Genomic DNA, 13,397 nt, shown 5'->3' on the forward strand with positions numbered 1-13,397 from the left:
AATTCTTTATTTTTTATTAATTTTATAAAAATATAACAGCCGGGAAGGGAAATATCTGTTATTTTATCCTCGTTCCCAACTTCTGAACCCGGAACAGATCAAACTGTATTCATCGTTCAGAATAGCATATTATAAATTACAAAGACATGATTAGTATAAAGACCAGGCGTGAAAAAATGAATGCGGTGTTTACCAAGCATCATTTGAAGGGTTTGCCTTTCGATGCAGTCATTCACCACTTCAGCGCAAAAGACCAGAATGAACATATCCATGATCATCCCTTCAGTTTCACAACGCATATTTTAAAAGGCAGTTATGTGGAAAGGATTTATGAAATCCATGAAGACGGCACCTATCATACCTCAGAACACCACAGGAAAGAAGGGACTTCCCATTTCGTTCCGGCCGGCACCGTCCACGAGATTATCGAGCTTCCGGAAGGGGAGTGCTTTACACTGATCCGGCCTAATGAAAAAGAAAAAGAAACATTTTTCTACAGATTTGAAGACGGAAAAGCTTTCAGAAGGCAATGGAACCGGCGTAAATTCAGGGCAGTTAATGAAGGCTGATTGAACGGTTAACAGTTCAGATTATAATCTTTCTTACCTCAAAATTTTTCACCCACCTTTCTAAAGTTCCTGTTTAACTACTGCTTTTCTTCAAAGTTATCAAAATATGAAAAGTCTTTGGTTATCAGTCCGTTTTCAATGGTAAAAACAGCGCAGATGGGCAATTCAAATTTTGAACTGTCTGCTGCGGTACCGCTTGAAACAAATTCAACGATAATGTGTTTTTCTCCGGAAGGATATACCTGCATAATTTTATCGTGAAGATCCGGAAAGACTTTGTTGAGTTCTGAATATTTATTAATGGTCTGCTGCCTGGTCTGCGTGATAAGCCCCGGCCCCAATGAAGGATCCTTAAACTGTGACGTTTCGGTATACATCTGGGCAAGCTTTTTCCATTCATGGTTGTTGAAATGTTTGAAATAGGTTTCAACCAGTTTTTCATTGGCTGATGTTTCCTTTGCCGGCGCTTTTGGGTTATTGCAGGACAGCATCATGAAAACGGCAGGTAATACAATAAATCGTTTTTTCATAGACTGAATATTTCTGTGTTTTAAATTGTCTTTTATGTTTCTGTTGAGGCTTAACCCAATGCCTTGAGCTACAGTAAATGTAATAAAACTTCCCTTAACTTTTACATTCAGCTATTCTGTAATCTCAATAATATTGTTTTCCGGATCCAGGATGACGCTTTCGTAATATCCGTCGCCGGTGGTGCGCGGTTCTCCGGCAATCCGGTAGCCGTCTTTTCTTAAACGTTCCGTCAGTTCATCAACTTTTTCTTTGCTTCCCGTGGAAAATGCAAGATGGATAATGCCGGATTTCTGATCATCATACGAACTGTTGCTTTCCCCGATATCCGGACGGTTCATGATTTCCAGACGGCAGCCGTTGTCAAAACTTAAAAAGTAAGATTCAAAATGTTTAGCCGGATTATGGTATTTTTCGTTGGAAACAGCCCCGAAATACCGTTCATAGAAATTCCTGGTTTTTTCCAGATCCTTTACCCAGATTGCAATATGCTCTATTTTCATGCGGATAGTATGTATGTATTTTAATCAGTTTTTTGTAAAGTCATTTGTTTACGGAATATCATGAACTTTATAACAATAGGCAAAATTAAGAAAACAAATATTTAAGTTTTTATTTTTCCGTTTCACCGCCCGCCAAAAAACTCCGTCATTGTTGCCAGCGCATCTGCGTGATGCATCCTTTCCCCGTTTTCCAGTGATTCCTGTGCGATAACAGAAGCTCTTTTCCGCATAGCCGTTTCATACGATACCAGGGCATCATGCATAGAAGCGTGATCAGTACCGGTCAGGATTTCGCTCAGTTCCAGGGCATCAAGCATCGCCATGTTGACACCTTCACCTGCAAACGGCGGCATTACATGGGCAGCGTCACCAATGAGGGTAACGTTTGGAAGCGTCTCCCAGTCCTGGTCCAAAGGCATACAGTAGATCGGCCTCGGAATAAAAGGAGCCGACGTATTTTCAAACAGCGGATCCCAGAGATCGCTCCATTCTGCGTATTCTTTTTTAAACCATTCCAATATCTGTAAGTTGTCATAGAAATCCAGTCCGCTTCCGGCAATCCAGCCTTCTTCTGTTCTGAAACTCGCATAAAACCCGATTTCGCCGTTCGCTTTCTGTCCCATCAGGATATTCTTTCCGTTGCCGAAAGCCATTAATTTACCGCCCCGGAGAAGCCCGGTAATTCCGGGAACCTTTTGCTCAGCGTTGTAGATATTGCCCTCAAGCATCGTAATGCCTGAATAAAACGCAGTAATCCCGGTGATATAGGGCCTGATTTTCGAGTTGGCGCCGTCTGCCCCGACGACCAGATCCGCATACGCTTCAGATCCGTTTTTAAAATGTAACCGCCAGCCGTTGTTCTGTTTTTCCATGGACAGGAAATGGCGGTCCCAGATGATATTTTCAGGCTGCAGGGAATCCAGTAAAATATTCCGTAAAACGCCGCGGTCTATTTCAGGACGGAAATATTCGTGCCCGAAATCTTCTTCTTTCGTTTGGTCAGGATCATGGTCGCTGAAAACCACGTTGCCTTTTTCATCGGTAATCGTTGTTTTGTCGGCTCCCTGCATATAATTCTTTTTAAACACGTCCAGCAATCCTGCTTTCCGTATTGCGGCCAGTCCGGAATGTTCGTGCAGGTCAAGCGGCGAACCCTGTACCCGTGCACTCCGGTCTGCATCCCGTTCATATACTGTAACATCAACGCCCTTCAGTTGGAGAAGCCTGGCCAAAGTCAGCCCGCCGGGGCCGCCGCCTATGATGGCCACTTTCTTATTCTGTAATCCCATATCTTTAGATTTAGACTGCAAAATTACTTCCGGGCGTAGACTAAAAATTGTAAAAAACGGTCATTTTTATTCTGATGCAGTTCTTTCGGTGAAACCCCTGACAGCTGCTTCACCTCTTTGATGAAATGGGACTGGTCGGTAAAATTAAGCTGCGGATACAGGGTTCCGTCTTTGATATGGGAAAGGGAAGCCTGAAAGCGCAGGATCTTGCAGTAGGCCTTCAGCGGAAGCCCGAACTGATGGTTAAAATACCGGTTGATCTGTCGCGGGCTCCACGAAATCTTTTCCGAGAGTTCGGCAACGGAAATCTCGCCGTCCGAAGCAAACACCAGTTCAAACAATTTCCGTTTGCGCTCATCCACTTTTTCAGGCATAAGAGAACTGATTTTCCCGGTCATCTTCTCACAAAATACATCGAAATCATCCAGGTCTTCAATCCTGAACCCCCAGAAATCATCCGGCATCCGTTTCCCACTGTTGAGGAGATCCGCCACCGGAAAGCCGAAAATATATTCTATAGCCACCGGATTGAAACTGACCGAACAGAAATCCGAGACTTCCTGATCCGGATATTTAGGCTGGGTTTCCAGTCCCAGCAGGGCCACCTGTATTTTGCGGTCCTGGGTTTTTGAAAAAATCAGGTCAATCCTTCCGTTGGGGACCACCACGGCCTGGTGCCGGTTGGAAAAGTTCCGCAGCGACGAAAAACAATAGACAAAATCCTGTATCGATTCATCAGGCTGGATGAGTTTGAAATCTAAAGGGTTTGACATGTCTGAAAAGTGTTTGCGGGAGTAAAATTTAATCTCTACAATTTCCTCTAACTCTCCACAGAATAAGATTCTACTTTATTGGTTACAATTTAGCTTATGTAGTTTTTTTTATCTTTATTCAATAATCTAAACTGATTTTTATCCCTTGCCTGAATGTCATCTATTATTTTTTTATTTATAATAAATAAATATTGACCAACTATAATAGATAAATTAATTTTTGAAGATAAATTATCAACATAATTAAATGATGATAAATTTTTTATAAAATTATCAATTTTATTTTGTGGACAAAGTATTTTGTTATCAATCTCCTCCAGAGCGACTTCCGACATATAATTTAAATAGTTTCTAGTTTCAGATGGACTAAAGCCTTGCCTTCCTTTAACATTATTATAAATACTATCTAAAATTGACTTTTCAGGATCACCTGGTTTTGTTGATGCTTTTGTTGTAAAATGTTTTAAAGTTAGAATAAGATCTTGCCAAACTAACTGATGTAAATTACTTCCAACTTGTTTTAACTCAATTTTTACTGTTGAAGTAGTTTCAGAGATTTTTTTAAAGGACCAATTACCACTACCCAATTTAGTAACGTATGGTAAAAATACATTTAAGGTAGAACTAAAATTAGTAGCTGAAGATTGATCTAAATATAAATAACCACGGTTTAGTAGCCGATGTAACGCTACATTACTAAAAAAAAGGAAATAGTAAAAGGTTGTAAACTTCCAACTTTCACTAATATCTTTAGATAGATAAAAATCGTTTAATTGAATTTTTGATCTTAAATGATATAACTCAAATTCAACATTAATTGCTTTATAAAATATTTGGCGAGGAACATCGATTTCAAAATATTTACCATTAATTTCGCTCGCGCTTATTATATTTTCAAGCACTGATGTTTTGAACTTAATATGCTTATAATCTCTTAAGGTTAGCTTAACATCAAGTAAATTTAAAGCATAATCATTTCTAATATAATGATAATTTAAACCAAACATATAATTTAAAAAATATCTGAATCAATTTCTAAATTAGAGCTTGAATGTTTAAAAAATGATTTTTTCATATCAAGTACTATTTTATTCATAACAGAATTCGATGATCCTACATAATTATCATAATTTAATGATCCTATTGGTGATAGAGTCTCTAATAATGATTCTATTTTTAAATTTTGGTATTTTTTTAATGTTATTTCAACAACATCATTGAAAATTTCAAATATTGCTCTAAAAAGCATAGATTTAGTCAATTTTGCTTTTTCTGAATTTGTTGAAGCTAAAATTATTTCAGCTGCTTCGAGATAATTTTTTACAGCTTTATAAGTGACATTTACACTTTCATTTGCAAAATAGCCTGTTTCAAAAATTTGATTTGTTGCCTGATTGAAAGTCGTTTTTGAGATTTTTCCTAATTGACTTTTAGTAGCTGAAAGCAGGCCTTTCATATTGCTATTAGTATTTAATAGATTAAAAAGTTCTCTTTGTTTTTCATCCTTTTTAGTTTCTCTACCTGTAAGATTTTTAATATCTATTAATAGTGTTGAAGGAACTCCTTTTTGATTTGTGTTAATATCTATAAATAGATTTACTTCATCGGCAGTTTTTAAATCATTAAAAATAACAACTGGAACTTCATAATCATTTTCAGATAAAATCATACCATACAATCTGTGTTGTCCATCTAAAACGAGAAAAGAAAATTTATTATTACTAAAGGTTATTTTTGAATTTCTGTTATCATATTTAAATTCTGCATTAGGTTGTGCACTTAGGATTAAAGGTGAAGGAATAATACCTTTTGATTCATCAAGGTATTTTGCAATATCTTTTGCTCTATTTTGATTTAAAACTCTTTGAAATCCTTTTAACTGATCTTCTTCTCTGCTTAAAACAAATGCTAAATTTCTAAGTAATGATGTTTTTAACGAAGTTATAAAAAATTCTTTATCATTTTGTGTTACTTTAATTGCATTGTATGTTGCCATATTCTCTACTTATTATATTAATAATTCTTAAATGTACCTCTTATAAAGGTATAATTACTTTAAAGTTAAATTTGAACAATTACAATAACTATTTTTTAGATATTTTCTCTTGTAATTCTTTTATTTCAATTATAATCATGTCCATATCGGATTTACTTCGTTTGACAAAAAATTCTAAAATATCTACATTAAGAGCACTTGCTAATTTCGTTAATGTTAATACTGTGGGATTTGTTTCACCTCTCTCGATCCTTCCAATTTGATTTGTCGACAATTGTACTTCTACACCAAGAGAAAATTGAGAAAAATTATTCCGTAGCCTATACAATAATATTACAATTCCTATTTGTTGTAGAATATTTTCAAATTTTCTTTGCTGCATTATGTAAAATTTGAAAATAAAACCGAAATAATTAAACACATATATGTGTTGTATGCTTTAATTTATTATATTTGCAATATAAGTTACAGCAAATTGTAACTTTGCGATACTTCAACGAAAAATAGAAGCTATTGCTTAGAATCTTGTAATAGAAAACTGGTAATTTTTAAGAGACAAGAAGATAAGCAGAAGCTCACGACCTAGGCGTGGGCTCTCTCATCTGTCTCAAGGTATACCAGTACCTCTATTACGGATAATGTAGAGTCCATGCCGTTTTATTTTCATGCTGTCTGCTGTTTCTACATAATAATCTAAGCCTGCTTTTAAACGATAGGCACTGACAGAAGCCCATTGCTTTTGCTTTGCCAAAGAGATTCCTCGCTGCGCCCACAATGACAGGCGCACGATGAAAAGACACGATACAATAGGGTGTACAACCTATTGCGGAGCTTCGACAGGCTTAATCAACAAAGAGACAGGCTCGGCCGTTACAATAAACAGGCTGAACCACTGATCCTAAAAGCCCTTTCTGCAAAAACCAATTTTACGCAGAAAGAGCAGGGGAGAAATATGCCATAAAACACACAAATGATGAAGACCACTGCAGGCGCAGCCGTCCCGGGACGGCCGCCCGCTTGCAGCCTGCCCAACCGGAACCGCAAAACCGGCAGGCCCTCAATACAAAAAAACATCTTGCCATGAAAAAGAAAAACATAGATTTTGAATCCGGATGCTGGACGGACCGCAGGAAACATTCCGCACTCAGCCTGATGGAAACCTTTTTCCAGTTCCATGATCCGGCAGCCGCCAAAAACAGGCTGTATGAAATGATGGAATACGCCCAAAACCCGAAAGTCCTGATGAAAGACAATCCCTCCGTGATCTTTCATTTATACCTGTCGCTCCGTTCATTTGTCCGGGCCGGCTATTGTCTGCAGTTCAAATCAAAAAAATGGGCAATCCATGCTCCGGCAGAACAGGTGCCACATCTGCTGCTGGGTTCGCTTTCAAAAGAAGAATACAAAGATCCGTTTCTGGTATTTCAGAAAGCGTTCAGTGAATTCAAAATCAGGGATTTTGATCATTTCCTGGCGGAGATCGTATATTTCTCTCTCGGCTCTTTTAACAATGTCCCGGAAGGCAATATCGTCACGCCGTTCATCCACCTGAACAAAATGCTGGATGCTGCGCAACTGATCCTGGAAAGGAGAAAACGTAAAAAAAACGAAGTTCCGGTAGTCGCTTCATCAAATCAGCCTCCTGATTCACTCTTTGCTCCCTCTTAAATAAAACATACAAAAAAATAAACTTTGCGTTAAAAAAATTAAACGCAAAGTTTTATTCATGATACTTTAAAATTTTAAGTGAGCAAAGGATAGCGGCAAAGCCGCTGATAAAGCGCCTGGCTGATACGACCGTTTCATCAGATGATATTAGATACTCAAAATAAACTTTAGATAAGAAACACCAAAATTACATCACCGACTGCCAGTAAAAACGACATAGGAGTCTGAAGCGTTAAGAAAATAAAGCCTGTGAACGTTAAGAAAATTCTACTGTCCGAAGTGCGAGGAAACCAGTGTGTATTCACCAAAAAATGATTTCGCACAAGTTTAGAATTTTTAGTGAACAGGATTTGTTTTTAGCGGAAGAATCCAGGTCTTGATCTTTTGGTTCGTTTTGCATCAAGGCAAAATGAACGAAGAAATAGACTTATAAATCGAAAATGCTAAAATATCTTACACTTTAGAACAGGTANTCTTGATCTTTTGGTTCGTTTTGCATCAAGGCAAAATGAACGAAGAAATAGACTTATAAATCGAAAATGCTAAAATATCTTACACTTTAGAACAGGTAAGATAATCACTTTGAAATAAGAAGAACACTTAAGTTTTTAAAAATCTTTGATTTTTATTATTTCGATTGATAACAGATTATATAAAAAAACTAAAAATACAACACCGACTGCCAGTAAAAAACGACATAGGAGTCTGAAGCGTTAAGAAAATAAAGCCTGTGAGCGTTAAGAAAATTCTACTGTCCGAAGCGTGAGGCAAGTTTTGAACCGAAGAATAATCTCGTTATCACGCAAGTTTTAGAATTTTTAGTGAACAGGATTTATTTTTAGCGGAAGAATCCAGGTCTTGATCTTTTGGTTCGTTTTGCATCAAGGCAAAATGAACGAAATAAACACACAGAAAAATAAACTTTGCGTTAAAAAAATAAACGCAAAGTTTTATTCATGATACTTTCAGATTTTAAGGAAGCAAGGGATAGCAGCAAAGCCGCTGATAAAGCGCACGGTTAATACATTCGCTTCATCGATTTCACAGAACTTCAATCCCTCACAAATAATGCAGATTACAAAAATGTAAAGTCCTAGCTTCTCATATTCAGCCGTTCCTCCTGAAGATCAAGCAAACGGAGATGCTTCCTGATGATCTCTTCATCCAGTAAAAGTTCTTCGCGGTTTTTCTGGATCAGCCAGCTTCTTTGGGTTTCGATAATGTCGATATAAATATTCCGGTACTGAGCGTAATTAATAATGATTTCGGAGCTGCTCAACTGGTTTTCATATTTCTGCAGCTGGTCTTTCAAGGCCGGGAAACTTTCTATTTTATGGGCATAATCACTGCGGATTTTATCAACTGCTACCTGCGCGAGGCTGGTCTGGATTTCATAATCTATTTCCTTTTCGCTTCTTACGAAATCACGGTCTACGGGCGGGAATTTCTTTAATAAAAAAGGAAGCGTAAGGCCCTGCACAAGCAAGGTTAAAAGAATCACGACGAAGGTGATGAAGAGAATCAGGTTCCTTTGGGGGAAAGGTGTTCCGTCATGTAACGTAAGAGGAATTGAAAGGGCGGCGGCCAGAGAAACCACACCTCTCATTCCGGTCCAGCCAATAATCATAGGAGCGTGCCAGCCGGGAGACCCTTCATCTGCCACCGTGATGAAGTTTTTCATAATTAAAGTGGTGATAACCGCTGCATAGCCCGCGAGAACCCTTACGATGATCAGAACTGCGGTAACTGCAAATCCATAGCCGATGGCTGTATAAATATCAGTGTCCCCTAAGCCGGAAATAATTTCGGGCAGGTCTAAACCGATCAGCATAAACACAATGCCGTTGAGTAAAAAACAAAAGCTTTCCCAGACGGTTACCGTCCGTATCCTGGAGGCACTGCTCAGGAAATCATGACTGCGGTAGGAAAGGAATAACCCGCCGCTTACCACCGCCAGAACGCCGGAAGCGTGAAGCTGTTCTGCAGCCAGATACATGGAGAAGGGCGCGATAAAAGTAAGTAAAATATCGGTATTTGAATCGGTGGGTAAAAGTTTATGCATTTTCATGAAAATATAGGCGATGATCAATCCGATGCCTGTGCCGCCAATGCACATCCATACAAAACTTCCCGCTGCTTCGTGCCATATAAACTGTCCGGTGGCTGCGGCAATCATGGCAAACCGGAAAATGATCAGGGAAGAAGCGTCGTTCAGCAGACTTTCACCTTCAAGAATGGAAGCCAGACTTTTCGGAACTTTTACGAATTTCAAAATGGCTCCTGCGCTTACGGCATCAGGTGGAGAAACAATTCCGCCCAGTAAAAAACCCAGGGCTAAAGAAAATCCGGGGATAAAATAATTAGCGAAAACGGCAACCGACAGGGCGGTAAAAAATACCACAACGAAAGCAAAACTGAAGATGATCCGGCGCCACCGCCAAAGTTCTTTCCATGAGGTTAACCAGGCTGCTTCATACAGCAGGGGCGGTAAAAAAATAATAAATATGAGCTCGGGTTCAATTTTAATGCGTGGCACTCCGGGAATAAAACTTATTAACAGTCCGGCCAATACCAGCAGAACAGGATAGGCAACCTGAATTTTTTTTGCCAGCATGATGAGCATGGTGATGAGGAGCACCAGAAAAAGATAAAATTCGAAATTTTCTAACATGTATACAGTTTGGGTATCTAAATATATACTAAATTTTCAGAAACTGCAGAATAAACATAACAGAAGCAAAATAGACGATTGAATGAATATGCAGATAAATAACAGGCTTCATATCGGTACATAAAAAGCCTAAAATTACAACACCGACTGCCAGTAAAGGCGACATAAGAGTCTGAAGCGTTATTTAAACTAACGACTTTGGTTAATGAACACCCCTGACCTTAAACTTTTAGCGTTAAGCAAATTGAAAAGGATAGGCCACAGAGAAAAGTTTTATGTTTAAAGCGCGGCTGCAGCATTGAACTGAAAAGCAAATATCCAACCTGCGCAAGTTTTAAACTTTTCAGCACGGCCTCAATTTGTAGTGTAAAAGTTTTAAGTCTTGATCTTTTGGTTCGTTTTGCATCAAGGCAAAATGAACGAAGAAATAGACTTATAAATCGAAAATGCTAAAATATCTTACACTTTAGAACAGGTAAGATAANTCTTGATCTTTTGGTTCGTTTTGCATCAAGGCAAAATGAACGAAGAAATAGACTTATAAATCGAAAATGCTAAAATATCTTACACTTTAGAACAGGTAAGATAACCGCTTTGAAATAAGAAGAACACTTAAGTTTTTAAAAATCTTTGATTTTTATTATTTCGATTGATAACAGATTATATAAAAAAACTAAATTACAACACCGACTGCCAGTAAAAACGACATAGGAGTCTGAAGCGTTAAGAAAATGAAGCCTGTGAACGTTAAGAAAATTCTACTGTCCGAAGTGCGAGGAAACAGTGTTTGTTCACCAAAAAATGATTTCGCACAAGTTTAGAATTTTTAGTGAACAGGATTTATTTTTAGCGGAAGAATCCGGGTCTTGATCTTTTGGTTCGTTTTGCATCAAGGCAAAATGAATAAACACATAGAAAGATAATCTTTGCGTTAAAAAATAATTAAACGCAAAGTTTTATTCATCATACTTTCAGATTTTAAGAAAGCAAAGGATAGCGACAAAGCCGCTTATAAAGCGCCTGGCTGATACGTTCGCTTCATCAGAAATGAACGGATGAGATAGGTTCGCAAAAGTTAAAAATGCTAAAATATTTTACACGTTAGAAAAGGTAAGAAACACCAAAACTACAACACCGACTGCCAGTAAAAACGACATAGGAGTCTGAAGCGTTAAGAAAATTCTTCTGTCCGAAGTGCGAGGAAACCAGTGTTTGTTCACCAAAAAATGATTTCGCACAAGTTTAGAATTTTTAGTGAACAGGATTTATTTTTAGCGGAAGAATCCAGGTCTTGATCTTTTGGTTCGTTTTGCATCAAGGCAAAATGAACGGAATAAACATACAGAAAAATAAACTTTGCGTTTAATTTTTTTAACGCAAAGTTTTATTAGTGGATAATTTTAGATTTTAAGTGAGCAAAGGATGGCGGCAAAGCCGCTGATAAAGCGCTTGGATAATACATCCGCTTTATTAGAAATGAACGATGATATAGGCTTATAACTAATCCAGCATCAAAAAAATATTCACTAACAAATCAACAACAACCGATATTCCCCTTCATTCTCAACCGGCGCCCGGTGAATACATGGCAGAACCTGCTGTTCAGGATGATCCACAGCCAGCCTCCAGAGATGGCCGGTTCCTAAATTGACAGGCTGAGCATCAGGTTTTGGTTGGTAGTGCAGATCGAAATAATAATCTTTTAGAAAGGTTTCAAATTCTGCTTCCGGACCGTTGTGCAGTTCCCTGAGCTTTTCCCGGATTTCGGGAACCATGATTTTCTGTGTAGCCTGGTCATTGGGGAGGATATCACTGGCAGCGCCGTGATAGGTACACAAAAAAGTATCGGTCCCGATGGGCGAGCGGTCAACATGGTAAGAATAGACATCGGTGGAAATGAAACCAAGCTCTTCATCACGTTCATAACACCTGAGCAGATTAAGAGATGGCGATGCTCCGAAATCTGTTAGTAACTGGATGTCAATCAGGATTATTTCCCTTGCGGTACATCCGGATTCTGAAAGCTCCAGAGCAGAAAGGTCCTGAATGGAAATTTCCGTAATATTCTGCTTTAACGGAAGCTTATCCACAATTTCTTTAAAATCTCCTTTCAACTCACGTTTCCAGCATAATGCATTCACCATTCCCTGAAAAGGGGTACTGACAAGTTCTGAAAATGTGGAAACTGTTGCGGTTTGAGGATGGTCAGAAAGTGGATGGTTCATATGGTTGATTGGATCTGTTCATTTATCAATGTTATGCAAACATAATTAATAAGCAGAAAAGAACGCGTGAGATTGAAACAAAACATTATAAATATAACACTACGCGATTTGTATTTTCTCCTCATGATGGTATATCCTTTCCGAATACTGTAAATATAACTCCTGTAACATTTTATAATATGTCCTGTTCAAAAACTAAAAATTGAATCCTTTTTCTTTGGGTGTTGTCCGATGTTTGTTCGGTACTTGTTCGGAAAAAACATCTTTTTTCCGAACAAGTACCGAAGGACTACCGAAGAAGTACCGAAGAAAAGGGGAAGGAACCCTGCCAAAACCTGCCAAAACCGGACAATAGCAGACACAGCTTTCCCGGGTATTTGAAAACAGGGAATCCTGTGGTACCTTCGTTCCGTTAACCCACAAAAACATAACAATATGGCAAGAATCACAAAAGGAATCCCTGGCGGGTTCTTAGGAAAAGCAGGAATGGTTGTAGGCCCAATAGGTGAAGTTCAGGCTCGTCACGATTAGCTGGTTGGGGATTAGAAAAATGGAATGCTCCTTCAAGTATAACAAAAAGCCGTATTTTTGCAGAAACAATTAGTACGAGATTGCCTGTTTCTGCTAGAGCTTTAGGAGTTGCGTCAAAAGGTCTTAATGTATTAGGAAAAGCAGTAGCAGTTGTGGGTTTAGTAAATACTGGCTATCAATGGTCTCAAGGAAATATTTCTGATACCAGAGCTATTGCTGATGGAGTAATGGGAGTAGTGGGCTTTTTGGGACCCTGGGGAGCTGCTGCATCATTAGTTTATTTTGGTACAGTGGCAGTTTATGAACATTATTATATTAATGATAAAGCAGCATTTTAAATGGTTAGATTTTTAAGGTTATTATTTTATCATATTTATATATACTATGATAAATCAGAGAAAGGAGGAAAGGCTATAACTAAATTTTCTACATTTGCAGTTTTTTTAGTGATATTTTTCTTTATGATTACTAGTGCATACACTTTAATCCGCCAACTATATGATAATAATTATACATTTCTTCCGGGAAAATCATATATTTTTATCTTCATAATTGTAGGCCTTATTTTAGCATATTATTTACATAAAGAAGGATTTAACGATTTTAATGAATATTCTGAATATAATAAAAAGTATTATTCTTAT

General features: G+C 37.9%; 13 protein-coding genes. 4 read left to right on the forward strand and 9 right to left on the reverse strand.

Annotated features, from left to right (window positions below; all coding sequences use genetic code 11):
• Window positions 1–146 precede the first annotated feature (146 nt).
• The gene (locus ASE55_RS18640; RefSeq protein ID WP_128414623.1) at window positions 147–569 is read left to right on the forward strand and encodes a hypothetical protein; all 423 of its coding nucleotides are present in this window, start codon (window positions 147–149) and stop codon (window positions 567–569) included.
• A gap of 77 nt (window positions 570–646) precedes the next feature.
• Here ASE55_RS18640 and ASE55_RS18645 read toward each other — a convergent pair whose 3' ends face one another.
• From ASE55_RS18645 to ASE55_RS18675, 7 genes are all read right to left on the reverse strand, one after another.
• Window positions 647–1,099, reverse strand: a complete 453-nt coding sequence (locus ASE55_RS18645; RefSeq protein ID WP_056223265.1) for a nuclear transport factor 2 family protein — start codon at window positions 1,097–1,099, stop codon at window positions 647–649.
• 111 nt (window positions 1,100–1,210) lie between these two features.
• Window positions 1,211–1,600 carry a VOC family protein gene (locus ASE55_RS18650; RefSeq protein WP_056223268.1) on the reverse strand — a complete coding sequence of 130 codons (390 nt, stop codon included), beginning with the start codon at window positions 1,598–1,600 and terminating at the stop codon, window positions 1,211–1,213.
• A 122-nt stretch (window positions 1,601–1,722) separates the two neighbouring features.
• Window positions 1,723–2,889 (reverse strand): FAD-dependent oxidoreductase, encoded by a 1,167-nt coding sequence (locus ASE55_RS18655; RefSeq protein ID WP_056223270.1) that lies wholly within the window; start codon window positions 2,887–2,889, stop codon window positions 1,723–1,725.
• 23 nt (window positions 2,890–2,912) lie between these two features.
• Entirely contained in the window at window positions 2,913–3,662 is a 750-nt protein-coding gene (locus ASE55_RS18660; protein WP_056223272.1) for a helix-turn-helix domain-containing protein, read from the reverse strand.
• A gap of 89 nt (window positions 3,663–3,751) precedes the next feature.
• A complete protein-coding gene (locus ASE55_RS18665; RefSeq protein ID WP_056223274.1) occupies window positions 3,752–4,669 on the reverse strand; it encodes a hypothetical protein in 918 nt (305 codons plus the stop codon).
• Window positions 4,670–4,674: 5 nt separating this feature from the next.
• Window positions 4,675–5,658 (reverse strand): DGQHR domain-containing protein, encoded by a 984-nt coding sequence (locus ASE55_RS18670; protein WP_056223276.1) that lies wholly within the window; start codon window positions 5,656–5,658, stop codon window positions 4,675–4,677.
• Between the two features lie 88 nt (window positions 5,659–5,746).
• Entirely contained in the window at window positions 5,747–6,040 is a 294-nt protein-coding gene (locus ASE55_RS18675; RefSeq protein ID WP_056223278.1) for a helix-turn-helix domain-containing protein, read from the reverse strand.
• A 698-nt stretch (window positions 6,041–6,738) separates the two neighbouring features.
• Between ASE55_RS18675 and ASE55_RS18680 the strand changes: the two genes are divergently transcribed.
• Entirely contained in the window at window positions 6,739–7,326 is a 588-nt protein-coding gene (locus ASE55_RS18680) for a hypothetical protein (protein WP_128414624.1), read from the forward strand.
• Window positions 7,327–8,419: 1,093 nt separating this feature from the next.
• Here the strand turns inward: ASE55_RS18680 and ASE55_RS18685 are convergent.
• Together ASE55_RS18685 and ASE55_RS18690 are read right to left on the reverse strand one after the other, a co-directional pair.
• Complete coding sequence (locus tag ASE55_RS18685; protein ID WP_056223281.1) at window positions 8,420–9,997, reverse strand: Na+/H+ antiporter; 1,578 nt, start codon at window positions 9,995–9,997, stop codon at window positions 8,420–8,422.
• Window positions 9,998–11,523: 1,526 nt separating this feature from the next.
• A complete protein-coding gene (locus ASE55_RS18690; RefSeq protein ID WP_056223283.1) occupies window positions 11,524–12,222 on the reverse strand; it encodes a DUF1826 domain-containing protein in 699 nt (232 codons plus the stop codon).
• A gap of 611 nt (window positions 12,223–12,833) precedes the next feature.
• Between ASE55_RS18690 and ASE55_RS18695 the strand changes: the two genes are divergently transcribed.
• Together ASE55_RS18695 and ASE55_RS20705 are read left to right on the forward strand one after the other, a co-directional pair.
• Window positions 12,834–13,091, forward strand: a complete 258-nt coding sequence (locus ASE55_RS18695) for a hypothetical protein (RefSeq protein WP_056223284.1) — start codon at window positions 12,834–12,836, stop codon at window positions 13,089–13,091.
• Window positions 13,092–13,397: hypothetical protein (locus tag ASE55_RS20705; RefSeq protein WP_238585083.1), on the forward strand; the 306-nt coding region annotated here is incomplete at its 3' end. It lies immediately after the preceding gene.

It is taken from the genome of Chryseobacterium sp. Leaf201 (genome assembly GCF_001421435.1).
Lineage (GTDB): Bacteria > Bacteroidota > Bacteroidia > Flavobacteriales > Weeksellaceae > Chryseobacterium.

What these genes read in the sequence shown, in the direction of transcription:
- ASE55_RS18640 (WP_128414623.1), top strand. Translation starts at nt 147, where the DNA reads ATGATTAGTATAAAGACCAGGCGTGAAAAAATGAATGCGGTGTTTACC.
- ASE55_RS18645 (WP_056223265.1), bottom strand. Translation starts at nt 1,099, where the DNA reads ATGAAAAAACGATTTATTGTATTACCTGCCGTTTTCATGATGCTGTCC.
- ASE55_RS18650 (WP_056223268.1), bottom strand. Translation starts at nt 1,600, where the DNA reads ATGAAAATAGAGCATATTGCAATCTGGGTAAAGGATCTGGAAAAAACC.
- ASE55_RS18655 (WP_056223270.1), bottom strand. Translation starts at nt 2,889, where the DNA reads ATGGGATTACAGAATAAGAAAGTGGCCATCATAGGCGGCGGCCCCGGC.
- ASE55_RS18660 (WP_056223272.1), bottom strand. Translation starts at nt 3,662, where the DNA reads ATGTCAAACCCTTTAGATTTCAAACTCATCCAGCCTGATGAATCGATA.
- ASE55_RS18665 (WP_056223274.1), bottom strand. Translation starts at nt 4,669, where the DNA reads ATGTTTGGTTTAAATTATCATTATATTAGAAATGATTATGCTTTAAAT.
- ASE55_RS18670 (WP_056223276.1), bottom strand. Translation starts at nt 5,658, where the DNA reads ATGGCAACATACAATGCAATTAAAGTAACACAAAATGATAAAGAATTT.
- ASE55_RS18675 (WP_056223278.1), bottom strand. Translation starts at nt 6,040, where the DNA reads ATGCAGCAAAGAAAATTTGAAAATATTCTACAACAAATAGGAATTGTA.
- ASE55_RS18680 (WP_128414624.1), top strand. Translation starts at nt 6,739, where the DNA reads ATGAAAAAGAAAAACATAGATTTTGAATCCGGATGCTGGACGGACCGC.
- ASE55_RS18685 (WP_056223281.1), bottom strand. Translation starts at nt 9,997, where the DNA reads ATGTTAGAAAATTTCGAATTTTATCTTTTTCTGGTGCTCCTCATCACC.
- ASE55_RS18690 (WP_056223283.1), bottom strand. Translation starts at nt 12,222, where the DNA reads ATGAACCATCCACTTTCTGACCATCCTCAAACCGCAACAGTTTCCACA.